This window comes from Nocardia sp. NPDC050435 (assembly GCF_040655395.1).
Taxonomy (GTDB): domain Bacteria; phylum Actinomycetota; class Actinomycetes; order Mycobacteriales; family Mycobacteriaceae; genus Nocardia.
In genome coordinates this window covers 475,642-494,902 of record NZ_JBFAJW010000006.1, presented here as the reverse complement: position 1 = coordinate 494,902, position 19,261 = coordinate 475,642, and the positions used below count along the sequence as shown (strand labels likewise).

At 70.7% G+C, this 19,261-nt stretch carries 15 protein-coding genes; 11 read left to right on the top strand and 4 right to left on the bottom strand.

The features are described 5' to 3' along the window. The first annotated feature begins 34 nt into the window (after window positions 1-34). Together AB0I43_RS21550 and nrdR are read left to right on the top strand one after the other, a co-directional pair. The gene (locus AB0I43_RS21550) at window positions 35-1,288 is read left to right on the top strand and encodes a hypothetical protein (protein ID WP_356975354.1); all 1,254 of its coding nucleotides are present in this window, start codon (window positions 35-37) and stop codon (window positions 1,286-1,288) included. A gap of 71 nt (window positions 1,289-1,359) precedes the next feature. Continuing rightward, window positions 1,360-1,827: a transcriptional regulator NrdR gene (nrdR, locus tag AB0I43_RS21545; protein WP_356975355.1), complete on the top strand. Its 468-nt coding sequence runs from the start codon at window positions 1,360-1,362 to the stop codon at window positions 1,825-1,827. Window positions 1,828-1,888: 61 nt separating this feature from the next. On the opposite strand, the gene hrpA is transcribed toward nrdR, so the two are convergent. Next, the gene (gene hrpA / locus AB0I43_RS21540) at window positions 1,889-6,013 is read right to left on the bottom strand and encodes an ATP-dependent RNA helicase HrpA (RefSeq protein ID WP_356975356.1); all 4,125 of its coding nucleotides are present in this window, start codon (window positions 6,011-6,013) and stop codon (window positions 1,889-1,891) included. Window positions 6,014-6,150: 137 nt separating this feature from the next. Here hrpA and AB0I43_RS21535 point away from each other — a divergent pair, with 137 nt between their 5' ends. From AB0I43_RS21535 to AB0I43_RS21525, 3 genes are all read left to right on the top strand, one after another. Continuing rightward, entirely contained in the window at window positions 6,151-6,789 is a 639-nt protein-coding gene (locus tag AB0I43_RS21535) for a Pr6Pr family membrane protein (protein ID WP_356975357.1), read from the top strand. A gap of 62 nt (window positions 6,790-6,851) precedes the next feature. Continuing rightward, the gene (locus AB0I43_RS21530; protein ID WP_356975359.1) at window positions 6,852-7,523 is read left to right on the top strand and encodes a Pr6Pr family membrane protein; all 672 of its coding nucleotides are present in this window, start codon (window positions 6,852-6,854) and stop codon (window positions 7,521-7,523) included. After that, window positions 7,520-8,743 (top strand): aminotransferase class III-fold pyridoxal phosphate-dependent enzyme, encoded by a 1,224-nt coding sequence (locus AB0I43_RS21525; protein WP_356975361.1) that lies wholly within the window; start codon window positions 7,520-7,522, stop codon window positions 8,741-8,743. Before AB0I43_RS21530 ends, AB0I43_RS21525 begins: the two co-directional genes overlap by 4 nt. 15 nt (window positions 8,744-8,758) lie before the next feature. Here the strand turns inward: AB0I43_RS21525 and AB0I43_RS21520 are convergent, their stop codons facing one another. Then, window positions 8,759-9,709, bottom strand: coding sequence for a DUF1152 domain-containing protein (locus AB0I43_RS21520; protein WP_356975363.1), 951 nt, complete (start codon window positions 9,707-9,709; stop codon window positions 8,759-8,761). 109 nt (window positions 9,710-9,818) lie between these two features. Continuing rightward, on the bottom strand, window positions 9,819-10,292 hold the full coding sequence (locus AB0I43_RS21515; protein ID WP_356975365.1) for a GNAT family N-acetyltransferase: 474 nt from the start codon (window positions 10,290-10,292) through the stop codon (window positions 9,819-9,821). 126 nt (window positions 10,293-10,418) lie between these two features. Between AB0I43_RS21515 and AB0I43_RS21510 the strand changes: the two genes are divergently transcribed. Next, the gene (locus AB0I43_RS21510) at window positions 10,419-12,053 is read left to right on the top strand and encodes an acyl-CoA synthetase (RefSeq protein ID WP_356975367.1); all 1,635 of its coding nucleotides are present in this window, start codon (window positions 10,419-10,421) and stop codon (window positions 12,051-12,053) included. Between the two features lie 2 nt (window positions 12,054-12,055). Here AB0I43_RS21510 and AB0I43_RS21505 read toward each other — a convergent pair whose 3' ends face one another. Next, complete coding sequence (locus AB0I43_RS21505) at window positions 12,056-12,784, bottom strand: SDR family NAD(P)-dependent oxidoreductase (RefSeq protein WP_356975369.1); 729 nt, start codon at window positions 12,782-12,784, stop codon at window positions 12,056-12,058. 391 nt (window positions 12,785-13,175) lie between these two features. On the opposite strand from AB0I43_RS21505, the gene AB0I43_RS21500 reads away from it, so the two are divergent. From AB0I43_RS21500 to AB0I43_RS21480, 5 genes are all read left to right on the top strand, one after another. Beyond that, window positions 13,176-14,213, top strand: a complete 1,038-nt coding sequence (locus tag AB0I43_RS21500) for an AraC family transcriptional regulator ligand-binding domain-containing protein (RefSeq protein ID WP_356975371.1) — start codon at window positions 13,176-13,178, stop codon at window positions 14,211-14,213. An 89-nt stretch (window positions 14,214-14,302) separates the two neighbouring features. Continuing rightward, window positions 14,303-15,352 (top strand): AraC family transcriptional regulator, encoded by a 1,050-nt coding sequence (locus AB0I43_RS21495; RefSeq protein ID WP_356975373.1) that lies wholly within the window; start codon window positions 14,303-14,305, stop codon window positions 15,350-15,352. 72 nt (window positions 15,353-15,424) lie between these two features. Next, the gene (locus tag AB0I43_RS21490) at window positions 15,425-16,483 is read left to right on the top strand and encodes a MoxR family ATPase (RefSeq protein WP_356975375.1); all 1,059 of its coding nucleotides are present in this window, start codon (window positions 15,425-15,427) and stop codon (window positions 16,481-16,483) included. Further along, window positions 16,429-18,267, top strand: a complete 1,839-nt coding sequence (locus AB0I43_RS21485) for a hypothetical protein (RefSeq protein ID WP_357432584.1) — start codon at window positions 16,429-16,431, stop codon at window positions 18,265-18,267. The genes AB0I43_RS21490 and AB0I43_RS21485 overlap by 55 nt, the downstream gene beginning before the upstream one ends. Window positions 18,268-18,520: 253 nt before the next feature. Further along, on the top strand, window positions 18,521-19,234 hold the full coding sequence (locus AB0I43_RS21480; RefSeq protein ID WP_356975378.1) for a DUF5134 domain-containing protein: 714 nt from the start codon (window positions 18,521-18,523) through the stop codon (window positions 19,232-19,234). The last annotated feature ends 27 nt before the right edge of the window (window positions 19,235-19,261 follow it).

The following is a 19,261-nucleotide window of genomic DNA, read 5'->3' as shown; positions in this document are numbered from 1 at the left end:
GTTCCTGCCACGATCGATTTCGGAATTACACGCGATGACGCACCCCACCGCCGGACGCACGGTCCGTACCCTGGCCCGGCTCGCCGTGCTGCTCACCTGCCTGCTGCTCGGAATCGGTGCCATGCCCGCCGTCCAGGCCGAGCCCGGCTACGCCGCCTATCTCGACCTGCCCGCCGTCAACGGTGACGGCGTCACGGGCGGCGGCCTGAATCCCGCACTGCCGCTGGACGAATTGGCTCTGCGCACCGCGCTGGACCAGGCGCGGGCCGACGGCGTCGCCCCGCCCCGCTATGCCACCCTGCTGCACCAGTACTGGCTGGTCCTCGCCACCCGCAACGCGGGAATCGACCTGGCCGCTTGGGATCCCACCCGCGGCGTGGCCGCCAACGAACGCACCTTCAACCAGGTGTACGTCAACTATCTACGGCTGACCACCCAGCATCCCGAATTCTGGTGGGCCGGGCTGGCCGGCATCGCGGGCGGCTCCTTCGCCTCGGGCTTCTTCGATCTCGGCGACGCCGGGGTCATCCTGGACCTGCCGGGCCTCCACCAGCTCGGCACCGCCGTGGCCGACCTGCTGCGCGCCACCCCGCCCGAACTGGTGGCGAAGGTGCCCGCCGACATCCGGCTGCTGGCCGCCGAGGGCGCACGGCTCAGCGCCGCCGATGTCACCTGGTACCAGACCCGGCTGATGATCATGCAGCGGCACATCTTCACCGACCTGGTCCCGATGCACGAGGCCTATATCGCCGCGGGCATGGCGGGCATCGACGAGCTGCTGCGCGCCGGAGTGATCGACGAGAGCATCCGCACCGCTTGGCAGTCCATCGCCTCGGGCACCCGCGACGGCGCCATCGACGCGCTCGTGCGGATGACCGATCGCGAACAGAACCACGTCGTCGCCGATCAGTGGGACGAGACCGCCGCCGGGCGCGGCGCGATGGGCCGGGTGCTCACCTACGTCAGCACCGTCGCAGGCAAGCCGGCGGTGCCGGGTGTGCGCGCCCCGGGCTCCTTCCGCCCGGCGGTCGTCGCCGCCGACGTCGCCGGCCGCACCCTGAGCCTGCGCACGCCGCTGCCCGCGTTCAACTGGGCCGACCGCGAGGACCGCTGGACCTACATCATGGGGGACCTGAATCCGCGCCACATCGAGATGGAATCCAACCCGGCGCTGGCCGCCGCGGTGCTCGGCGAATCCTTCTGGAACAAGCTCGCCCGGGGCCGGGCCATCGCCCGCATCCCGGAGTTGATCTCCGATATGACTCAGCAGTGGGCAGTGGTGGAGTAGCCACCGGGCGGAATCGGTGGTAGCCGCCGAGTATCCTCGAAGAACTATGGCATCGACGAAGGATCTCCCGGATGCATTGCCCGTATTGCCGGCACCCTGACTCGCGGGTGGTCGACTCGCGCGAGGCCGAGGAAGGCGCGGCCATCCGCCGTCGGCGCTCCTGCCCGAATTGCGGCCGCCGGTTCACCACCGTCGAGACGGCAATCCTCTCCGTGGTCAAACGCAGTGGCGTGACCGAACCGTTCAGCCGTGAGAAGGTCGTTCGCGGCGTGCGCCGGGCCTGCCAAGGGCGCGAGGTCGACGACGACGCCCTGGGCCTGCTGGCCCAGCAGGTCGAGGACGCGGTGCGCGCCAAGGGATCTCCCGAGGTGCCCAGCCACGAGGTGGGTCTGGCCATCCTCGGGCCGCTGCGCGATCTGGACGAGGTGGCCTACCTGCGTTTCGCCTCGGTCTACCGCTCCTTCACCTCCGCCGACGATTTCGAACGCGAGATCCAGGACATGCGCACCGCCCGAGCCGAGGCGGCGCGCGCCGACTGACGCACCGGACACGAACCGCCGGGCGCACAGTGCCCGGCGGTTCGCTCGTCCGTGTCCGCGCTCAGCGGCGGATCGCGGAGATCGCCTTCTCGACGCGCTTGACCGAGACCGGGTAGGGGGTGCCCAGCTTCTGCGCGAACAGGCTGACCCGCAATTCCTCGATCATCCACCAGATCTCGGCGACGTCCGCGGCGGTGCGGCGGTGTTCGGGCAGCGCGGCGAGCAGCCGATCGTAGGCGGCCAGGGCTCGATCCACCTCGACCATGCCTTGGCGGTCGCGGGCCGCCGAGGACGGCAACGCCTCCAGTCGCGCGGCCGCGGCCCGCAGGTAGCGCGGCAACTCCCGCAGCCGGGCCTCGCCGAACTCGGCGATGAAGCCGGGGAAGACCAGTTCGTCGAGCTGGTGCCGCACGTCCTCGGCGATGTCGGACTCCCGGGTCTCGGCCAGCGCCCCCGAAACACGGTGCGCGGCGGCCAGAATCGGGACGACGAGCCGGACCAGCCGGGCGACGACGGTGGACAGCTGCGGCCGGATGGCGGCGACCAGCGCGTCGAACCGCTGCGGATCGTGGACGGGGCCGCCCGCGGCGGTGATCAACGCGTCGGCGGCCGCGGCCCGGCAGTCCTCGACGAGCGCGTCGAGCGAGCCGTAGGGGTTCTGGCTCAGCGCGAGGCGGTCCGCCGGCGGCAGGCCGGCGGTCACGGTGCGGGGCGAGGTCGGGATCGCGTGCAGTACCAGGCGTCTGGTGCCCGCGCGCATGGCGGCGGCCTGCTCGGCCGGTGAGGAGAGCACCCGTACGGCGACGCCTTCGCCCTCGGGCACCAGCGCGGGATAGCCGGTGACGGTCTGTCCCGCCACCTCGCGGCGCACGGTCGACTCCACCGTGCCCAGCGACTCCGAGGTCCACACGGTGCTCGCGGCCCGCTCGGCGCCCGCGGTCGCGCGCGCCACCGATTCCGAAACCTGTTCGGCGAGCTGCGATTTCAATCTGGTCAGGCTCTTGCCCTTGGCCAGCACCCGGCCCGTGGCGTCGACGGCGGCGAAGGTCATGCGCAGGTGGTCGGGCAGGGCGTCCGGGTCCAGATCGGCCGGGCCGATGGTGATCGAGCCCAGGCGCGAGAGCTCCCGGGCCAGGCCGGTGCGCAGCGGTTCGGCGCGCGCGGTCAACGCGGCGAGCGCGGCCGCGGCGAAATCCGGAGCCGGAACCACTTGGCGGCGCAGGGTTTTCGGCAATGTCTTGATCAGCGCGGCGGCCAGCTCCTCCCGCATGCCGGGCACCAGCCAGTCGAAGCCGACCGGGCGCACGTGCGCGAGCTGCTCGACCGGGATGCGGACGGTGACGCCGTCGTCGTCCTGGCCGGGCTCGAACTGGTAGGTGAGCGGGAAACTCAGCTCGCCCTGCCGCCAGGCGTCGGGGAAAGCGGTCGGATCCAGCGGCGCGGCGTCGTCGTTGACGACCGTCGATTTCGAGAACTCCAGCAGCGCCGGGTCTTTGCGCTTGGCGCTCTTCCACCAGCTGTCGAAGTGCCGGACCGAGACGATGTCGGCGGGGACGCGCTGATCGTAGAACTCGAACAGCACCTCGTCGTCGACGAGGATGTCGCGGCGGCGGGCGCGGTGCTCCAGATCGGCGACGTCGTCGAGGAGTTCGCGATTGCGGTGGAAGAACTCGTGGTGGGTCTGCCACTCGCCCTGCACCAGGGCGTGCCGCAGGAACAGTTCGCGCGAGAGCTCGGGATCGATGCGGCCGTAGTCGACCGGCCGGCTCACCACCAGCGGGATGCCGTACAGGGTCACCCGTTCGTAGGCCCGCGCCGCGCCGCGCTTGGACGACCAGTGCGGCTCGGAGTAGGTCCGTTTCACCAGATCCCCGGCGAGCTGCTCGGCCCATTCCGGTTCCACCCGGGCCGCCATGCGGCCCCAGAGCCGGGAGGTCTCGACCAGTTCGGCCGCCATCACCCAGCGCGGCGGTTTCTTGGCCAGCGAGGAGCCGGGGAAGATCATGAACTTGGCGTTGCGGGCGCCCAGGAATTCCCGGGATTCGGCCTCGCGCACACCCAGGTGGGAGAGCATGCCCGCGAGCAGCGACTGGTGGATCGCGGTGGCGTCCCAGGGCAGGTCGGCGGAATCGCCGACAGCCGGGCTCTCCTTCTTCCCGCGCCCCCCGCGACCGCGGCCGCCCGATCGGCGGCCGTCCTGGGCGGAACTGTCCCGGCGCCCCGATCCGGCCTCGGCGGGCGCGCCTTGCGCGGCGTCTTCCTTCGACGCGCTCTCCGCCGACCAGCCCAGGCCGCGGGTGATCGTGCGCAGCTGCCCGTGCAGATCCTGCCATTCCCGGATCCGCAGGTAGTGCAGGAACTCCTCGCGGCACATGCGGCGGAACTGGTTGGACGACAACGACTTGCGCTGCTCGGTCAGATAGTCCCAGAGCCGTAGGTAGGCCAGGAAATCCGAGCCCTCCACCACGAATCGGGCGTGTTTGGTGTCGGCGGCCTGCTGCTGGTCGGCGGGGCGCTCGCGCACATCCTGGATCGACAGCGCCGCCACGATGATCAGCACCTCGGCCAGGCAGCCGTCGCGCTGGGCCTGCACCAGCATGCGCGCCATGCGCGGATCGACCGGGATCTGCGCCATCTCGCGCCCGATCGCGGTGAGCACCAGCGTGCTGTCGGCCGTCGGCTTCGCCTCGGCCGTATCCGGCTGTGGTGCGGGCGTTTTCGCGTCCCGGGCGCGGCCGAGCGCACCCAGTTCCTCGAGCAGCGCGATGCCGTCGCGGATCGCGCGCTTGTCCGGAGCCTCGACGAACGGGAACTGCTCGATGTCGCCGAGGCCCAGCGCTGTCATCTGCAGGATGACCGCCGCCAGATTGGTGCGCAGGATCTCCGGCTCGGTGAACGCGGGCCGGGCCTCGAAATCCTCCTCGGAGTACAGCCGGATCGCGATGCCGTCCGCGACGCGGCCGCAGCGCCCGGAGCGCTGACGGGCCGAAGCCTGCGAGATCTCCTCGATCGGCAGGCGCTGCACCTTGGTGCGCATCGAGTAGCGGGAGATGCGCGCGGTGCCCGGATCGATGACGTAGCGGATGCCCGGCACCGTCAGCGAGGTCTCGGCCACGTTGGTGGCCAGCACGACTCGTCTGCCGGTGTGCGGCTGGAACACCCGGTGCTGTTCGGCCGCCGACAGCCGCGCGTAGAGCGGGACGATCTCGGTGCGGGCAAGCCGTAGATCGCGCAGCGCGTCGGCGGTGTCGCGAATCTCGCGTTCGCCCGAGAGGAACACCAGGACATCGCCGTCGCCCTCGTCGAACAGTTCCCGCACCGCGTCGCCGATGGCGTCGACCGGGTCGCGATCCACGACCCGGGTGTCCTCGTCGTCCTCGTCGGTGGCGGCGGGCAGTTCCAGGGACAGCGGGCGGTACCGGATCTCCACCGGGAACGACCGGCCGGACACCTCGACGATCGGCGCGGGCGTGCCGTGCTCGTCGGCGAAGTGGCGCGCGAACAGCTCCGGGTCGATGGTGGCGGAGGTGATGATCACCTTCAGGTCCGGGCGCCGCGGCAGCAACTGCTTGAGGTAGCCGAGCAGGAAGTCGATGTTGAGACTGCGTTCGTGCGCCTCGTCGATGATGATCGTGTCGTAGCGGCGCAGGAGCCGGTCGCGCTGGATCTCGGCGAGCAGGATGCCGTCGGTCATCAGTTTGACCAGCGTGCGGTCCGAGGCGTGGTCGGTGAAACGCACCGTGTAGCCGACGACGTCACCGAGTTCGGTGCCGAGTTCCTCGGCGATGCGCTCGGCGACCGTCCGCGCGGCCAGCCGGCGCGGCTGGGTGTGGCCGATGGTGCCGCGGATGCCGCGTCCCAGTTCCAGGCAGATCTTCGGAATCTGGGTGGTCTTGCCGGAGCCGGTCTCGCCGGCCACGATTACCACCTGGTGCTCGGCGATGGCCGCGGCGATGTCCTCGCGGCGCTGGGTGACCGGCAGCTGCTCGGGGAAACGGATCGACGGGACCGCCGCGCGCCGGGCCTCGACCCGCAGTTCGGCGGCCTCGATGTCGGCGGCGAGCCCCGTGAGTTCCTTGCCGCGGGCGCGCTCGAGCTTGCGGCGCAGCCGGTATTCGTCGCGGAGGGTGAGGTTCGCCAGTCGGGTGCGGAGCTCACGCGCTGCGGGGTCGGCTGTCCTGGTCATGGCATCGTCAAGCGTAGCGAACCCCGCATACGGGCCGGTCCGCACTGGCGGCAATACCGGGCGGAACCGATAGCCAATAGTGTGCCAGATGGCGATTCCGGACCTCCGCACCTGCGGTTTCGTGCGATCATCAGCTCATGACGGCCAGCTCAGGCACTCCGCAGTGGATCCGAATCCTCCGTGTTGCCTTCGGTGTGCTCGGAGTCGTCGCCCTGGTCTGGGTGCCGCTGCACAGCTTCGGCGAGGACACCTTCTCGACGGCGAACTTCTTCAGCTACTTCACCATTCAATCCAACATCCTCGCGGCCGCGGTGCTGCTGATCGGCGGCCTGCGCGACCCGGCGGGGCGGCGGTGGCAGGTCGTGCGCGGCGCGGTCACGCTCTACATGGTGATCACCGGCATCGTCTACGCGGTGCTGCTCGCGCACGTCGACGTGATGCTGACCGACCAGTGGATCAACGTGATCATGCACCGGCTGATCCCGATCGTGCTGTTCGTGGACTGGCTGCTCGTCCCGGCCGGGTTGACCGCCACCGCGGGACTGATCGGCGGCTGGCTGGCCTATCCGCTGGTCTACGGCGTCTACACGCTGGTGCGCGGGCCGATCGTCGACTGGTATCCGTATCCGTTCATCGACCCCCGGGACAAGGGGTACGGCCCGCTCGCGATCACGCTGGTCGTGCTGGTGGCGGTGTTCGTCCTGCTGGCCGTGGCGGTCCTCGCGCTCGGCGCGGTCGCGGCGCGGTGGCGGCGCTCGGCTTCGAACCCAGCCTGAGCAATCCCTGAGCGAATCGATCGGCCCGGGTCGTCGCGGTCCCGCCGTGGCAGACTTGCTGGATGCACGCCGTCGCGGTGTCACCCAGCTCGGTGCGTTCTCCGAGCTGGCTGCGGGCATCCAGGGTGGCCTTCGCGGTGCTGGGCCTGCTGGCCCTGATCGCCGGCCCGGTGCAGCAGTCGGGGACACCCGGCTACACCGTGGCAGCCTATTTGAGTTCGTTCACCGTCCAGTCGAACATCCTCGCCGTGGCGATCCTGTTCCTCGGCGGCCTGCGCGATCCGAGCGGGCGGCGCTGGCAGCTGTGGCGCGGCGCGGCCACGCTCTACCTGGTCATCACCGGAATCGTGTACGCGGTGCTGCTGTCGAATGTGGCGCTGGGGCCCGAGGATCCGTGGATCAGCGCGGTGCTGCACCGGGTGCTGCCGATCGTGCTGGTCGTGGACTGGGTGGCGGCGCCCTACGTGCTCGGGGTGAGCGCGCGCCTGGTCGCCACCTGGCTGGCGTACCCGGCGGTATATGCCGCGTATACGCTGTTCCGGGGGTTGATCGTGAACTGGTACCCGTACCCGTTCCTCGACCCGCGCGGCCAGGGATACGTCTCGATGACGGTGGGCCTGGTGGTACTGGGTGTGGCGTTCGCGCTGCTCGCCGTCGCGGTCCTCGCCCTGAGCGAGCTGACCGGCCGATGGTGCGGCGCGGCGGAGTCCGAGAAGCAGAGGTGGTTGGAATGACAGCGTTGTGGCATGGGTTCGCCGACATGGGCGCGGTGGAGCGGGACGGCGCGTTCGTGGTGGCGCGCGGCGAGGGCGCCTATATCTGGGACCAGGCGGGCACCCGCTATCTCGATGCCACCGCCGGTCTGTGGTTCACCAATGTCGGGCACGGCCGCGGCGAGATCGCCGACGCCGTCGCCGCTCAGCTGCGGCAGATCGCGCACTACTCCAACTTCGGTGATTTCACCGCCCCGGCCACCCAGCAGCTGGCCGAGAAGCTCGCGACCATCGCCCCGGTGCCCGGCAGCAAGATCTTCTTCACCTCCGGCGGTTCCGACTCGATCGACACCGCCGCCAAGCTGGCCCGCCGCTACTGGCAGGAGCAGGGCCGCGGCGCGAAGAAGATCCTGATCAGCCGGCAGAAGGCCTATCACGGCATGCATGTCGGCGGCACCGCGCTGGCCGGCATCCCGGTCAACGGTGAAGGCTACGGCGAGCTGATGGCCGACACCCGGGTGATCGAGTGGGACGACCCGAAGGCGCTGCTGGCCCGCATCGAGGAACTGGGCGCCGACACCATCGCCGCCTTCTTCTGCGAACCGATCATCGGCGCGGGCGGGGTCTATCTGCCGCCGGAGGGCTACCTGGCCGAGGTGCGTCAGATCTGCCGCGACCACGACATCCTCTTCGTCGCCGACGAGGTGGTCACCGGGTTCGGCCGGATCGGCGGATCCTGGTTCGCCTCCAGCCGTTTCGACCTGCAACCCGACCTGATGACCACCGCGAAGGGCCTCACCTCCGGCTACCTGCCGATGGGCGCGGTCTTCATCGCGCCGCACATCGCCGAGCCGTTCTTCGCGGGCGGCGTCTGGTGGCGGCACGGCTACACCTACGGCGGGCACGCCACCGCGGCGGCCGCCGCCCTGGCCAACCTCGAGATCATCGAGCGTGAGCAGCTGCTCGGCGAGTCCGCGCGGCTCGAGGCCACCCTGCACGCCAAGCTCGCGGCCCTGGCGGAGCATCCGCGCGTCGCCGAGATCCGCAGCGGCCTCGGCGCGGTCGCCGCGGTGCAGCTGGCGGACCCGGCCGAGGGCCTGCCGATGGTGAAAACCCTGCGCGCCCACGGTGTTTCCAGCCGTGCCGCGGGCCAGGGCGCGATGCAGATCTCCCCGTCTTTCGTGATGACCGACGCCCAGGTCGACGAACTGGTGGAAGGCTTCACCAAGGCGCTCGGCTGAGGCCCGGCGCGAGCCTCAGTGCGGAAACGCGCGGGGCTCGCGCAGGGTGGCCCGGGCGCGGTAGGCGCCGATGCGGTGCAGGGTGTCGCTCATGCTGGCGGTGTCCTCCAGCGTCGGCAGGTAGGCGTTGCGAGCCGCCAGGCCCGGCAGGTCGAAGGTGAAGTACATCGCCATCAGCGGGTTGACGAACAGATCGTCGGCGCGGGTGCGGTGCCCGACCCGGACGTGGCCGTGCCGGCCCAGCAGCGCGGCGGCGATCTGCCCGTGCACCAGGCTCGGCCGCTTCGGTGTGTGCGCCGCGGCGTGCGCGACCGCGTCCCGGTAGCGCCGCGCCTCCGAGGACCAGCCCGGCACCGAGAACGCGCCCAGATACGCTCCCGCGGCGTCCAATTCGGCGATGTTCTCCAGCACGTGCACGTGATTCACGCCGTGGAAGGCGTCGATGCCGAAGCCGATGCTGGCCGCCAGCCGGACCGCGATCTCGTCCAGGCCGGCGACCGCGGCCAGGCTGGTCGCGTCCTCTTCCGGTGTGCCCAGCCCTTTTTCGTCGCCGCGCAGCAGGATGTCGGTGCCGCCGTCGACGAGCACGATCGCGTCGACGCCGAGTTTCGCGATCAGCGTGCGATATCCGGAGCGCAGGGCGCGGACACCGGCGCGCGGAAAGGCGTAGACGGTGGACGGCTGGTCGTTCTCGTCGAGCCAGTCGGCCAGTGCCCCTTCGGGAAAGTAGTGCGGCGGACCCTCCAGCCCCGGTGTCACCGCGAGGACGTGCTCGTCGATCCAGCCGTTCGGGTCCACCTCCGCCAGGTCGGTGAACGACAGGTTGGCCAGGTGCACGGTGCGTCCGGCGTCGCGCAGCGCGAACGCCAGCGGCAGCCCGCCGTAGACGTCGAAACCGCCTCCGGCCCCGGCGATCAGCATCGACGTGGCGCCCTCCAGGCGCCGGAAGAGCTCCGGTCCTCGCATCAGCTCACCCAATTCGCTGCCCTCTCGAATTCTCCGGTGTGCCGAGACCACGGCCCTTCGGCGCGCGCCACTCACCCCCGTTTGTCCTGCGCTCCAATATAGGTCGGGCTCAGAGCCGCAGGGTCAGGAAGACGCTGTGCGGGTCCGGGGCGTAATCGGCGAACGGCGGACACAACTCGAAACCGTGCCGCTGGTAGAGCCGCACCGCGGGGGCGAAGAACTCGGCGGTCCCGGTTTCCAGGCTGAGCCGCTGGTAGCCGCGCGCACGCGCCGCCGCGACCAGATGGGTGAGCAGGGCGGCGGCGATGCCGCGGCCGGTGTGCCCGGCGGCGGTGCGCATGGACTTGATCTCGCCGTGGGTGGGGTCCAGTTCCTTGAGCGCGACGCAGCCGACCAGTTCGCCGTGCTCGCGCGCGCTCCAGAAGGTGATCTCCGGTTTGCGGAGGGCGTCCAGGTCCAGGGCGTGCACGCTGTCCTCGGGGGAGTGCACGTGCATGTCGGCCAAGTGCGCGGTGAGCAGGGCGGCGATGTCCGGGCCGGTGAGATCGTCGACGGTGATGCGCGGGGTGGCGGGGCTGGACATCGGTCCATCATCGCGGAACCCTGCCGCCGGGTCGCGCGCGGCATCCGGTCGACGGATCGATGTGACAGACCCTACTGTGAGGGCAGTTGCCCGCAGCAGCGGAGCGGGCGAGGGAGGAGGGGCCGGGTGCCCAAGCTCGCCAACCCGATCGGTACCGCGGTGGGCGCGCTGCGCCGGGCGGCGGACGAGGCGTATTACCTGTCGCTGGCGGTGCGCGCCGGCGTGCTCGCCCCGGAGCGCCCGGACCGGCTGGCCAGGATGGGTGCGGCGATGCTGCGCTCGGGCATGCTGGGCGGGCTGGTCACCGTCTCCGCCCAGCGCTACCGCGACCGCGCCGCGCTCATCGACGAGCTCGGCGCCGTCACCTTCCGTGAACTCGACGAGCGCACAACGGCTTTGGCGAACGCCTGGCGGGCCCGCGGGCTGCGCGACGGAGAGGGCGTCGCGATCCTGGCCCGCAACCATCGCGGCTTCCACTACGCGGTGTTCGCCGCCGCCAAGTGTGGCGCCCGGATCGTGTTGCTGAACACCGATTTCGCCGGTCCGCAACTGCGCGAGGTGGTCGCGCGCGAAGGCGTCGACCTGCTGGTCTACGACGACGAATACGCCGCGGTCCTGGGCGATTCGGCGCCCGCGCGCGGGCGCTACCGCGCCTGGACCGATCGTCCCGGCGTGGACACCCTGGACAACCTCATCGCCGGCGGCGCGCGGACCCCGCCGCGTCGCGTCACCACCCCGGCCCGCATCATCCTGCTGACCAGCGGAACCACCGGCACGCCGAAGGGCGCGCCGCGCAGCGAGCCGACCTCGCTCGCGCCGCTCGGCGCGATCCTGGGCCGGATCCCGTTCCGGGCCCGCGAGATCACCGAATGCCCTGCGCCCCTGTTCCATACGCTGGGTTTCGCGCACGTCATGCTGGCGCTCGGCTTCGGCTCCACCCTGGTGATCCGCCGGCGGTTCGATCCGGTTGCGGTGCTCGACAGTCTCGAACGCCACGGCGCGACGGCGCTGATCGCCGTCCCGGTGATGCTGCGGCGCCTGGTCGACCTGCCCCCGGAAGCCTTTGCCGGACGGGATTTCTCGCGGCTGCGCATCATCTTCGTCGCGGGCTCGCAGCTGGGCGCGCAGCTGTGCCTGCGGGTCACCGACGCGTTCGGCCCCGTGGTCTACAACGTGTACGGCTCCACCGAGGTCGCCTACGCGACCATCGCCACCCCGGCGGATCTGGCGCGCGAACCCGGCTGCGTCGGCCTGCCCGCGCCCAGCGCCACCGTGAAGATCCTGGACGACCGGGGCGCCGAGGTGCCGGACGGCCGGATCGGGCGGATCTTCGTGGGCAACACCTACCAGTTCGAGGGCTACACCGGCGGCGGTGACAAGGAGCGCGTCGGCAAGCTCATGTCCACCGGCGATCTCGGACACTTCGACAGCGCCGGACTGCTTTTCGTCGACGGTCGCGACGACGACATGATCGTCTCCGGCGGTGAGAACGTCTTCCCCGGCGAGGTCGAGGAACTGCTGGCCGCGCATCCGGCGATCGAGGAGGTCACCGCCTTCGGCGTCGAGGACCCCGAGCACGGTCAGCGGCTACGCGCGGTTCTCGTGGTCCGCGACGGCCACGAGCTGACCGCCGAGGAGGTGCGCGAGCACGTGAAGCGCAACCTGGCCCGGTTCAAGGTGCCGCGCGATGTGCTGTTCGTCGACGAACTGCCCCGCAACCCCACCGGGAAGGTGCTCAAGCGCGTGCTGCGCGAGCTGTGACCTCAGACCATGCCCAGCATCCGGCGCATGGTGTGGCGCAGCTGCACCGGATCCGGGACGGCGGTGCGGAACCAGCCGTTGGGCGGCACCACCACCAGTCCGGCGCGCTGATGCTCGACGCAATCGACGATGGCGTCGGCCACCGTCTCCGGATCGGGGGCGTAGCCGGGGGCGATGGTGCTGACGATGACGCCCTGCTCGGCCAGGCCGCGGTGCAGCGCCGTGCCGAGCCCGACCACCGCGTGCTTGGTCGCGGAGTAGACGGCCGCGCCCAGCGAGGCGGTGACCCCGATGGCCGATCCGATATTGACGATGTGGCCGTGCCCCTGCTCGACGAATCGCATTCCGGCCAAACGGGATCCGGTGACCACCGCCCGCAGGTTGCAATCGATCTGGCGGTCCGATTCGGCCTGCGATTCGGTGAGGAAGGTGCCGGTCGGCCCGATGTCGGCGGCGTTGACCACCACGTCGAGCCCGCCCAGCCGGCGTTCGGCGTGTTCGAGGAATTCGGCGAACCGGCCGCTGTCGGTGACGTCCACCGGTAGACCGATCGCGCCGGCGCCGTGAATCCGATTGAGCTGCGCGGTGATCGTGCGCACCTTGCCCGGATCCGCATCGCCGATCGCCACCTCCGCTCCCGCGGCGAGGAAGGCCAGCGCGGCCTCCTTGCCGATCCCGTACGTACCCCCGGTGATCGCGACTCGTGTTCCAGCAAGCGTCTTCTTCGGCATTGTGTTTCGCCTACCTTGGTCTGCTCGACGATAGCTACAACGTTATGCCCGCGGCCGGACGGGCGCCATGCGATATCAGGTCATGACCTTGCGCAAAGCGGTCAGCTGCGCGCACAATCCTGTGAAATCGCTTGGGATTTAGGGCTTTCGGCCAGCCCGTTGCGAATATCGGCCACTGCATTCCGGCCAGTCTTGCGAACTTCGGCCAGTGCGCGCGCCCAGTTCGCGGTAACTGTCCGCAGAGTTTGCTGGGTGTCCTGCGAACTCCGGCCAGGGGCTTGCGGAAACCGGCCGACCCGGCGATATCGGGACAGAGAGGACAAGGGCGTGTCCTTTTGATGTCCGGCCAAAACCTTTCGCGTGTCGGCCAGTGGCGCGAAACCATGGAGGCGTGGCCTCCTGGGAGTGGCGGCGATCGGTCGCGAACGCGGCGATCCTCGTCGACGTCGCCGATTATCACCACCTGACCCGTACCGATCTGCTGCGCGACACCGGCATCGATCCGATCGTGCTCAAGTCGCCCGGTGCGGAGATCACCGCGGCCCAGGAACTCGCGCTGGTACGCAATCTGGTCACCCTGCTCGGCGATCCGCCTGGTCTGGGCGCGGAGGCGGGCATGCGCACGCGCGCCACCACGCACGGCGCGCTGGGCATGGCGATTCTGAGCAGCCCCACCATGCGCTCGGCCATCGACGTGGGCCTGCGCTACATCAGCCTGCTCACCTCCTTCGCCCGGCTCTGGCACGTCGATCACGGCGACGAGATCTGGGTCTACGTGGACGATTCCGATCTTCCGGAAGATCTGCGCGCCTTCCTGGACGAGCGCGACGTCTCGGCCCTGCTGACGAACTGGTTCCTGGTCTTCGGTGTGCCGCCGCCGGTCAAGCGCGGTGAGTTGCGCCCGGACATGCAGCCCCGGCTGCTGCCGCTGCTGGAGCCCTTCGAGATCGCCATCACCGACGCGGAGGAATTCCACGTCGCGGTCTTCGACACCTCCGACGTCGATCACCCGATGCCGCACGCGAGCCCGTTCATGGCGCAGCTGTACGAGGAACAGTGCGCCGAGCTGTTGCAGCGGCGTGGCCTGAGCCAGGGGGTGGCGGGCACGGTGCGCGAGGTGCTGCTGCGCCAGATGAACGGCCGCATCACCCAGGAGGACGTGGCCGAGCGCCTGCACATGAGCCTGCGCACCATGCGCCGGCGCCTGGCCGAGGAGGGCACCTCCTACCGGCAGCTGTGCGTGGAAACCTATGGCGCCCTGGCCGAAGAACTGCTGGCGACCGGTCTCACCGTCGAGGACGTGGCCCACCGCATGGGCTACTCGGGCGCGCCCAGCTTCTCCACCGCGTTCAAACAGTGGCGCGGCGTCTCGCCGGGCCGGTTCGCTCGCAACTTCGGGGACCGGCATCGCGCCGCCGCGCCGGGCTGATTCACCACCCTTGACGCGAAACCGCCTGGCATTTGCGCGGTTCGGCCAAAACCTTGCGGATATCGGCCAGCGGCGAGAATCATGAATCCGTGTCCTCCTGGGAGTGGCGGCGAACTGTGACGAGCTCGGCGGTGCTCGTCGAGGTCGCCTGCGCGCGCGGTGCCGAGGCCGCGGAGGTCCTGCGCGGCACGGGAATCGACCCGGCGGTGCTGCTCGATCCCGCCGGCGAGGTCACCGCGGCCCAGGAACTCGCGCTGGTGCGCAACCTGGTCACCCGATTCGGCGACGAGCCGGGCCTCGGCGCGGACGCGGGCCGGCGCACCCGGCTCACCATGCACGGCGTGTACAGCCTGGCGGTCATGAGCAGTCCGACGGTGCTGGCGGCCCTGGCCACGATGGTGCGCTACATCGGTCTGTCCACCTCGCTCAGCCGGGTCTGGCACGAGCTCGACGACGGCAAAGCGCTGCTCTTCGTCGACGATTCGGCGCTGCCCGCCGACCTGCGCGCCTTCCTCTTCGAACGCGATCTGGCCGCGGCTCTGGTGAACTACCTGCTGATCGTCGGCGCCAAACCGCCGCTGCTGGGCGTCGAATGCGCCGGCGGCCTGGCCGCGCGCAGCAGCGCGATCCTGGAGAACTTCGAGATACCGATCACCGACGGCGCCCGCCACCACGTGCTCGTCCTCGACGCCGTCGAACTCGATCAGCCGATGCCGATGGCGAGCCCGCACGCCGCGGAACTGTTCGACCGGGAATGCGCGGAACTCCTGGAGCGCAGAGGTTTGCACGAGGGCGTGGCCGGTGCGGTGCGCGAGGTCCTGATGCGGCGCCTGCACGGTCGCCTCGGCCAGGAGGACGTGGCCGCCAGCCTGAACCTGAGCCTGCGCACCATGCGCCGCCGATTGGCCGAGGAGGGCACCTCCTACCGGCAACTGTGCTCGGAGACCTACGGCAGCCTCGCCGAAGACCTGCTCTCCACCGGCCTCACGGTCGAGGACGTCGCCTACCGCATGGGTTACTCGGGCGCGCCGAGCTTCTCGAACGCGTTCAAACAGTGGCGCGGCGTCTCCCCGGGCCGCTTCGCCCGCACCGCCGCGGCCCCGGGCCACCGCCCGGACGCCCTGCCCTCCCAGGGCTGAAAATCGCTGGCCCGGCCGACGCCGGCGCCGGTACGGTCGACTCCTCCGAAGCTCCGAGGGGGAGGAAAATCTGTGGAGGCCACGGTCACGGTGACACCGGCGCAGCTGCCGGAGTTGCTGCTGCACGTCGCCGTCGTGAGGCCGGTGTTCCTGTGGGGTGCGCCGGGCATCGGCAAGAGTTCGCTGGTGCGCGGCTTCGCCGAATCGCTCGGCCTGGACTGCGTCACGCTGCTGGGCACTCAGCTCGCCCCCGAGGATCTGATCGGCGTGCCCCAGATCGTCGGGGACCGCAGCCGTTTCGCGCCGCCGGAACTGATCGCCCGGCCCGAGCCGTACTGCCTGTTCCTCGATGAACTGAACGCCGCGTCGCCGGAGGTGCAGAAGTCGTTCTACTCACTGATCCTGGATCGGCGCATCGGCACCTACGAGCTGCCCGCGGGGTCGGTGGTGATCGGCGCCGGCAACCGGGCCACCGACAACGCCCTGGCCCGGCCCATGGCCTCCGCACTGGTCAACCGCCTGGTCCACCTGCATCTGCGGGCCGACGTCGACGACTGGCTGAAGTGGGCCGCCGCCAACGACATGCATCCGTGGATCGTGCGGTATCTCACCCAGCGGCCGGATCATCTGTGGTCCAAGCCGCCCAAGACCGAGGCGCCGTTCTCCACGCCGCGTGGCTGGCACATGCTCTCCGACGCTCTGCACTCCTGCGGCGACGAACTCGACGAGGCCGTGCTCGCGGTGCTCACCGCGGGCACGCTGACCGCCGCGCACGCGTCCGGGTTCCGCGCGTTCGTCAAGACCATCCGGCACGCCTACGATCTGGAGGCCGTGCTGAAGGGTGACGCGCAGTGGCCGCGCGAACCCGCCGACCGGGATCTGCTCTACTTCCTGTCCGAGGCCTTCCGGGCCCGGCTGGTCAAGGAGCTGCCCGGTGCGCGCGAGCACGTTTCACCGGCCACCAAGCGATTCCTCGTGCGCGCCAAGGCAATGCTGGTCGAGCTCGCCGAGATCTCGCTGGAGTGCGCGCAATTGGTGATCGCCTCCGACGCGGACGGGGTGCCGGTGCTGCCGTCGTGGTTCCTCATCGAGGTGAGCCGGGACCTGCCGCGGCTGGCGGCGCGGCGCTGATGGCTCGCGGCGGCAAGGGCCGGATCGAGCCGTGGCGGCAGGCGGTGCTCGACGGCTGGCGGCTCGCGCACGCGCACCCGGCCTTCCGGCATCTGCCCGACCGGCTCTACGAACTCGACGAGCACACGCCACGCGCGGTCTGGGCCCACATCGACGACCGGGGCATCGGACACCACCCGAAACGCCGGGCCGCGGCCGGGGAGTGGGCGTGGGTGTTCGCGCACTGCCTGCTGCACGCCGGATTCGGGCACCTGGACCCGCGGTCGACGCAGGGCGGCCACATCCTCGCCGACGGCGTGCCGCATCCCGCCTACCGGGCGGCCTGCTGCGCGGTCGTCGACCAGTATCTGGTGACGATGAAGATCGGCAGCCGCCCCCTCGAGTTCCCGGACGCGCCCGCGTTGGCCGACGAGCACGAGACCGCGGCGCGCTGGCGGGATTCCGGCGTCCCGGCCGCTTATCAGCGCCCGGACCCGGTCGATTTCGTGATCGATGACGCCGAGACCGCGCGGAAGCGCGATTACCCCGCCCAGTTCGCGGCCGGTCTCGGCGACGCGGCGCGCGCCGCGCTGGAAACCGCGAGCGGGCAGCGGGAGCAGGGCGCGCCGCGGGCGAAGAGCGCGTGGGACCTGGCGCTGGACTGGTTCGTGTCCTCTTACCCGCTGCTGGGCGCGCTGGCGACGGGTATGACCATCGTCGCGGAGGTCGACCTGGCGCGGGGCTGGGACATCTCGATCGCCGCCGTGAACGCCGAGGCGGGCGAGATCTACATCAACCCGCTCGCCGGGCTGGGCACCGCGGAATGGCGTTTCGTGCTGGCGCACGAAATGCTGCACGCCGCACTGCGACACGGGGAGCGCGCCGGCTGGCGCGATCCCTACCTGTTCAACATCGCCTGCGACTACGTCGTGAACGGCTGGCTCGTGGAGATGGGCGTCGGCGAGATGCCGGACGGCCTGCTCCACGACCCGGATCTGAAAGGCTTTTCCGCGGAGGAGGTCTACGACCGGATCGCCACCGATCTGCGCCGCCTGCGCAAGCTCGCCACCCTGCGCGGGCGTGGGCGCGGCGACGTGCTCGGTGAACCCCTGCCGCGTCCCGGCAGCGCGGGCCGCTTCGTCGACCTGGACGAGTACTACCGCAGCGCGCTGGTCACCGGGTTGGCCTACCACCACAACCACGGACGCGGCAGCGTACCGGCCGGTTTGGAGGAGGCGATCCGCGCGCTGGACCACCCGCCGCTGCCCTGGGACGCCGCCCTGGCCCGCTGGTTCGACGAGCACATCCCGTCCGTGGACAAGAAACGCAGCTACGCCCGCGCGTCTCGCCGCCAGGCCGCGACCCCCGGCATCCCGCGCCCCGCCTGGGTGCGTCCGGAGGAGGACGTGCGCCTGCCCACCTTCGGCGTGGTACTGGACACCTCCGGCTCCATGGACGTGCGACTGCTCGGAAAAGCCTTGGGCGCCATCGCCTCCTACGCCACCGCGCGCGATGTTCCCCGCGCCCGCGTCGTCTACTGCGACGCCGCACCCTACGACGCCGGGTACCTCCCGGTCGACGAGATCGCCCGGGGCGTGCGCGTCCGCGGTCGCGGCGGCACCACCCTGCAACCCGCGATCCGTCTGCTCGAGCGTGCCGAGGACTTCCCACCCGACGGCCCGATCCTCGTCATCACCGACGGCTACTGCGATGTGCTGCGCGTGCGGCGCGAACACGCCTACCTGCTCCCGGCCGGCGCGAGTCTGCCGTTCCATCCCCGCGGGCCGGTATTCCGCGTCCGCTGAGCGAGAGTCCTGGCTGGAATCGGCTTCGTCCATGGTGACCGGCAGGTTGCCCTGGCGGCGGCCGGTGCGGAGTGTTGCGCGACCGAGCGCGGTGCCGAACGTCCCGCTGCGGCAGCGGGTCCGGGGGAGCGCGGTGATGCTGGGTGGAAGCTGGAGTGCGGGTGCGGGTTACGGGGAAAGGGTGCCCTCAGTGGCGTGGGGGTGCGAGCATGGTGGGCGGGGACCTCGATCGTTGCGACGAGAGGTGGTGGGTGTGGCGCATTTCGTGCAGGAGTACGTCGTTTTGCGGTGGCTGGTGGTGGGTGCGTTTCTGGTGGCGTCGATGATCGTGATCGGGCGGCTGTCCGCGCCGGTGCGGCCGGTGGCCGGGACGGGGGAGGCGGTGCGCGGGAGCGGGTTCGGGGGTGAGCGGGTGGTGGTCCGGGGCGGGCTCGCCGAGGCCGCCGGTTCCCGTTCGGAGGTAAATCCGGCACGGGCGCAGGGGAATTCGGGGTGTGCGCCGCCGGGGAGCGAGGCGGCGCAGCACGAGTCCGATGCCGCGCATCTGCTCATGTGCCTGGTGATGCTGGCGATGCTGGTTTTCCCGGCCGAGGCGAATCCGGAGGCGCTGCGGGGCGTGCTGATCGCGATGACGGTGGTGTTCGGCGCGCTGCTGCTGACCCGAATTCCGGAGTGGCGCAGCGGGTCCCGCGCGCACGTCGTCGCGATCGGATACCACCTGATCGCGGCCGGGGCCATGCTGTACGCGATGTCCGGGCACACCGCGTCGGGGCACACCGGGCCCGCGCCCGTCGTCGCCTTCGGACTCGCGGCGCTGTTCGTCGTGGACGCGCTCGCCGTCCTGTGCACCGGCGGCCGGCACTGGCTCGGACACCCCGGCGGCCCGCTGCTCTCCTCGGCGCTGGTGCCGCACCTCGTCATGGATCTGGGCACCGCCTACATGTTGATCGGCGCGGTCATCGCCTGAGCGTCGGCGTGTTTGCCCGGCGTGGCG

What these genes read in the sequence shown, in the direction of transcription:
- AB0I43_RS21550 (WP_356975354.1), top strand. Translation starts at nt 35, where the DNA reads ATGACGCACCCCACCGCCGGACGCACGGTCCGTACCCTGGCCCGGCTC.
- nrdR (WP_356975355.1), top strand. Translation starts at nt 1,360, where the DNA reads ATGCATTGCCCGTATTGCCGGCACCCTGACTCGCGGGTGGTCGACTCG.
- hrpA (WP_356975356.1), bottom strand. Translation starts at nt 6,013, where the DNA reads ATGACCAGGACAGCCGACCCCGCAGCGCGTGAGCTCCGCACCCGACTG.
- AB0I43_RS21535 (WP_356975357.1), top strand. Translation starts at nt 6,151, where the DNA reads ATGACGGCCAGCTCAGGCACTCCGCAGTGGATCCGAATCCTCCGTGTT.
- AB0I43_RS21530 (WP_356975359.1), top strand. Translation starts at nt 6,852, where the DNA reads ATGCACGCCGTCGCGGTGTCACCCAGCTCGGTGCGTTCTCCGAGCTGG.
- AB0I43_RS21525 (WP_356975361.1), top strand. Translation starts at nt 7,520, where the DNA reads ATGACAGCGTTGTGGCATGGGTTCGCCGACATGGGCGCGGTGGAGCGG.
- AB0I43_RS21520 (WP_356975363.1), bottom strand. Translation starts at nt 9,709, where the DNA reads ATGCGAGGACCGGAGCTCTTCCGGCGCCTGGAGGGCGCCACGTCGATG.
- AB0I43_RS21515 (WP_356975365.1), bottom strand. Translation starts at nt 10,292, where the DNA reads ATGTCCAGCCCCGCCACCCCGCGCATCACCGTCGACGATCTCACCGGC.
- AB0I43_RS21505 (WP_356975369.1), bottom strand. Translation starts at nt 12,784, where the DNA reads ATGCCGAAGAAGACGCTTGCTGGAACACGAGTCGCGATCACCGGGGGT.